This window comes from Bacillus cereus group sp. MYBK245-2 (assembly GCF_051916145.1).
GTDB classification, from domain to species: domain Bacteria; phylum Bacillota; class Bacilli; order Bacillales; family Bacillaceae_G; genus Bacillus_A; species Bacillus_A pacificus.
In genome coordinates this window covers 1-4661 of sequence record NZ_JBQAGB010000036.1, presented here as the reverse complement: position 1 = coordinate 4661, position 4661 = coordinate 1, and the positions used below count along the sequence as shown (strand labels likewise).

The window sequence follows — 4661 nt, the reverse complement described above, 5'->3', positions numbered from 1 at the left end:
TTACTCTTATACATCTTAACAGCCATTTCCACTTTATCTTCTTTCTTAGTAGGTCTCCCACCTTTCTTTCCTCTTGATCTTGCTGCTTGAAGACCAGACTTTGTTCGTTCACTAATAATATCTCTTTCTAGTTCAGCGATGCTTGCCATTGTACGAAAGAAAAACTTTCCCATTGCGGTTGAAGTGTCAATACTGTCAGTAATTGATACAAAATGTACACCCATATCGTTAAATAATTCGCTCAGTTCTATCAAATGTTTTGTGGAACGTGAAATACGGTCAAGTTTATATACAACAATTTTATCGCCACTTCGTAAAACTTTTAAAAGGTCTTCTAATTGAGGCCTATCTCTTCGTGTGCCAGTTAATTTTTCTTTATAAATCTTCTCAACCCCGAATTGTGTTAATGCATCAACTTGCATATCTAGGTTTTGTTCCTCCGTACTCACTCGCGCGTAACCAAAAATCATAATTAATCACCTACTAAAAACTATTTATATGAATATATTAGCACCAAAAACGGTGTTTGTTATTAAAAATGTTACTTTGATTTTGGGAATGAGTTTTGGTACCAAAGATCAGGGTAAATAGAGTGTGTCTTGCTCCAATAAGGACCAGCCCCATAAATGTCCGTTTATGGGGCTAATTTTATTAAACTAACCAGCCGCAGTATGACTGAAGAGAGCTCTTTTATTTTTGTTCCGCAATAGGGCCAGATTGTTGAATAAGGATTGTAGTTAATTATGGTTTTACATACAATTATTGAACTATTGGAAGATAAGTTTAATATCAACCTCGGTGAGCTTTTCATAAGTAAATGAGGTTCTTCACAAGTAATTCGTGAACTAATCAACTGCCCCAGTTCGTTTTATTTCTACCTTAATATTTGGTTTTAAATTTAATGTGGAATACTTTCCTCTCAAATCTTTTTCATTTAAATTGGAATATTTTCTTATACTTTTTATTTTTCTTCCAATGCCAATTGGATCAGTATTTAATTTTCTAAACTTCTCAAGAATATCCCCGAATTCTTTGTTTAGTTCTTCTTCAATTATTAGCTCCATTTTTTTTATTGATTCCTTATTTTTAAGAGTAACAGAAGGCTGTAATTCTATAGTTGAAACTAAAATAGATGCATTTAAATTAACCGACTCTTCCTGAGATAATTCAACATTTCCGCGGTACTTTATTGGGTGAATTGTAATATTAAATTTATCTCCTTTTTGCTTTTCGACTAGTTTTATTCCCTTTTCTTCTAATACCTCTGCAGGAATATTTAAAGTTATATCCCCCAAAAAAGCATTATGATCGGTGAATAATTTTATATACAGGGTTTTTTTCATGGAAATAGAACCAACCATTTTATCATCCCTAAATAATGCAACCCCATTTAAATAGGGTGCTACACCATTCTCATTCGATAGAATAGGTAAGGTAGGATCGATACCAATTTCATATAGTGTGGAAATAAAATCATGCAAGTTGGAGTTTATTAACATTTCCTTCTTTTCGTGCTTATCTAATAATTGATAAATATATGACCCTATTTCAGGGTATTCTTCATAGTTTTTATTATTAATTGTACTCTCAGCATTGTTTGTAATTGCCAAAAAAATTAAAGATCCGATGCTACTATCTCGTTGCATTGTATCTAGAAAAGATGAAATCCCTATCATTTCTGTCATATATTTATCAAATAAAATTGTCCTTAATTGACCAGAAGTAAGGTCGTGGCTTGTCTGTTGTTCTAAATTTTGTCTTATTTGTTTGCTTGTAGTTCCGACGGCAGAAAGGGTTACACTCGTCTTTTCTTCTTTACGGTCGAATTGTAACAAGCTAATAGTGCCTTTGTATGTATTCTCATCAAGTAAGTCAAAACCAATAATAGTTGAAATTCCTTGCCTTTCTAATATTTTTTCAGGTAGCATACATGCCGTACAGAGAAAGAAACAAAGTAGTAGAATAAGCCATATTTTCATTTTTTCAACTCCGTTTTGAACGTGAAAAGATTTTAGATTTAATGATTGAAATGAAATATAAGAATATTGGATAGATAAACCATAGGTAAAAGCCTACTTGACCAACTTTATCAATCAAAAGGTTATTGTCGACTCTTTTTGTGATAAAAAAACTCGTGATAAAAATGATTATTGAGATTACCCATATTCCATGTTTTAGTTTTAAATGAAATATTTGTTTAACTCCTTTGGAAGAAATGAATAGGATTATACATAAATTTGGAAAAATAACTAATATCCATAATGAAACTGCTATAGATTCAAAGCGCTCAATAAATGGAAAATGGACAGCGCTTATCATACTGACAATAGGCCAGATATGTTTTTCTAATTCTTTAGGGCTAAAAAATAATATGGAAATAACAGTTGCAATTAAAACAAGAAGTGTGGTAAACCAGATTGCTAATTGACTGAATAGAAGTAGTTTTTTTTTCTCCTTTATAAAAGGAAAAATAAAAAATAAAGTCTCAAAACCCAACATTGTATAACTGCTTTTAAAAACTCCTTTCATCATTTCTGACGGAGTTGTCGACATGATGGGTAAAATTCTAGTTAAGTTTATGGAATCAAGTGGTTGATACATCACAAATAGCAGCCATATAGTCATTAAAAAGGATAAGAAGCATATCCCTGCAACTACTCTGAATCCACCTGATACTGCATAAATTGTTATTAATAATAGCGCTAAGGTGCCTACCCATTCATAAACTCCTTCATATCCCCATGTTAGGGACAATTCAACATAACTGATGATGATAGAGTAATGTACAGCAATAAAGTAAATGACAATTAAGGTATTGATGATACTTCCTATAAAGCGACCAAATAAATTTTCGTGTATTTCATAAAGATTACAGTTTCCATGTTTTTTAAGTATGCTAATAATAATCCAAGTGATAATACTAATGAATAGACCGGATAGTAAAACTGAGATCCAAGCATCTTTCTTAGATTCAAGATAAATAATTTTCGGGACTCCAAGTATGCCCATACCAATTTGCGAAGTGTGTATGATAAAGAAAGCCATATAGGCATTTACAAAACTAATATTTGATTTCATTATCCACCTCAAAATTCATCTAAATCTTTTTCTGTTTTTTTAAATCTCCACCTTGTGCGGAATGAATCTTTTGGGCGATTGACAACAGGACGTCTCATATAAAAATGGTGGGGTAGACGTATTAAGAAGTATTTTATATCCTTAATCCTAAAAGGGTATAGAGGTGCAAGATAAGGTTTGTTTAATGATGTCAATTTTAACAAGTGGACCATCATTACACAGACACCGATAATAATCCCATTTAATCCCCCAACACCTGCTAGAATAATGAAAGGAAATCTAGCAATTCTTATAGCAGTGCCCATTTCATAAATAGGAGCCGTAAATGCCCCTAATGCACTAAATGCCACAATAATAATTAAAATGTTGCTAGTTAAACCTGCCTCAACAGTTGCTTGGCCAATAACAATACCTCCAACAATCCCCATTGTTTGCCCTACTTTTGACGGAAGGCGTGCCCCAGCCTCTCTAAGTAATTCAATTAATAATTCGAGTAAAAGTGCTTCTAGCAAAGGTGGAAAAGGAACTTGTGAACGTGATTGCCCAATTATAAGTAACAATTTAGATGGAATTAGTTCAGAGTGAAATGTCATGGTTGCAACATAAAATGCTGTAAGAAATAGTGACCCTGCCATAGCAAATAATCGTATAAATCTTATAAAAGTACTTAAGGACCATCTCAAATATATGTCTTCTGTTGATTCAAAAAACGAAAAAAAATTAGCAGGTCCAATAATAGCAATTGGACTTTCATCTATAAGAACACCAATCCGTCCGTTTAAAATAGAGTAGAGGAATCTATCGGGCAACTCTGTTAATATAAACTGTGGAAAAAATGAGTAATGATTATCTTCAAGACATTGTGCCAATACTGAACTGTCACTTATATTATCAGTTTTTATATTTTCAAACTTCTCCTTAAGTGTTTTAAGTGTGTCATCATCCGCTATATCTTTAAGATATATAATTCTTACTTGCTTCTTAACACGTTCTCCTATTTTTAATTCATCTGTACACAAATTAGAATCATTTAGATTTTGTCTTATAATTTTAATGTTAGAAGATAATGATTCTGTAAACGATATTTTAGGACCGTATACCAATGATTCTGTTTCTGCTTTCTCAATAGATCTTTCAATAGGGTTGGCGCAATTTACCATAAATGCTTTACTTTCGTCTGATAAGTAAATATAAGCGAATCCATTTAAGAGGGAAGAGATAATCTCTTGTTCCTTAAGGTTTTTCTTTACTTCGTTCATTGGTATGTTTTTCAATAAATAAGAGTAAGTTATGTATTCTATCGGAAGTTGTTGAATGTATTTAATTACATACTCATTTAGAAACTCTTGTTTAATTAAATTTTTCATGAAAATAACTTCGAGACAATCTCCACCAACTTCAAGTGTTCTACACATTAAGTCTGGTGATTCGTTGAGGATGTATTTAATTTTTTCATAATTAGGGCAGTTATTTTTATTTAGATGGAGTGTCATTTGAAACATATCCTTCAATAGTTTTTTTTTTAGTATTTGAAGTAGGAATCATTTTATACTTGTTTTAATAAAGAAGTAAGGATTGAGAGT

General features: G+C 31.8%; 4 protein-coding genes. All 4 read right to left on the bottom strand.

Annotation, left to right across the window (positions count from 1 at the left end; translation table 11 throughout):
- Positions 1-470, bottom strand: a 470-nt coding sequence (locus ACTFRN_RS27930) for a recombinase family protein (protein WP_319611708.1), incomplete at its 3' end; no start/stop codon positions are given.
- A 375-nt stretch (positions 471-845) separates the two neighbouring features.
- Positions 846-1979: a Ger(x)C family spore germination protein gene (locus tag ACTFRN_RS27925; RefSeq protein ID WP_000708190.1), complete on the bottom strand. Its 1134-nt coding sequence runs from the start codon at positions 1977-1979 to the stop codon at positions 846-848.
- A 4-nt stretch (positions 1980-1983) separates the two neighbouring features.
- A complete protein-coding gene (locus tag ACTFRN_RS27920) occupies positions 1984-3078 on the bottom strand; it encodes a GerAB/ArcD/ProY family transporter (RefSeq protein ID WP_000841206.1) in 1095 nt (364 codons plus the stop codon).
- A gap of 8 nt (positions 3079-3086) precedes the next feature.
- Entirely contained in the window at positions 3087-4571 is a 1485-nt protein-coding gene (locus ACTFRN_RS27915; RefSeq protein ID WP_088106364.1) for a spore germination protein, read from the bottom strand.
- Positions 4572-4661: the final 90 nt, after the last annotated feature.

Excerpts from the sequence above, each read along its gene's own strand:
- ACTFRN_RS27925 (WP_000708190.1), bottom strand. The coding sequence starts at position 1,979 with ATGAAAATATGGCTTATTCTACTACTTTGTTTCTTTCTCTGTACGGCA.
- ACTFRN_RS27920 (WP_000841206.1), bottom strand. The coding sequence starts at position 3,078 with ATGAAATCAAATATTAGTTTTGTAAATGCCTATATGGCTTTCTTTATC.
- ACTFRN_RS27915 (WP_088106364.1), bottom strand. The coding sequence starts at position 4,571 with ATGACACTCCATCTAAATAAAAATAACTGCCCTAATTATGAAAAAATT.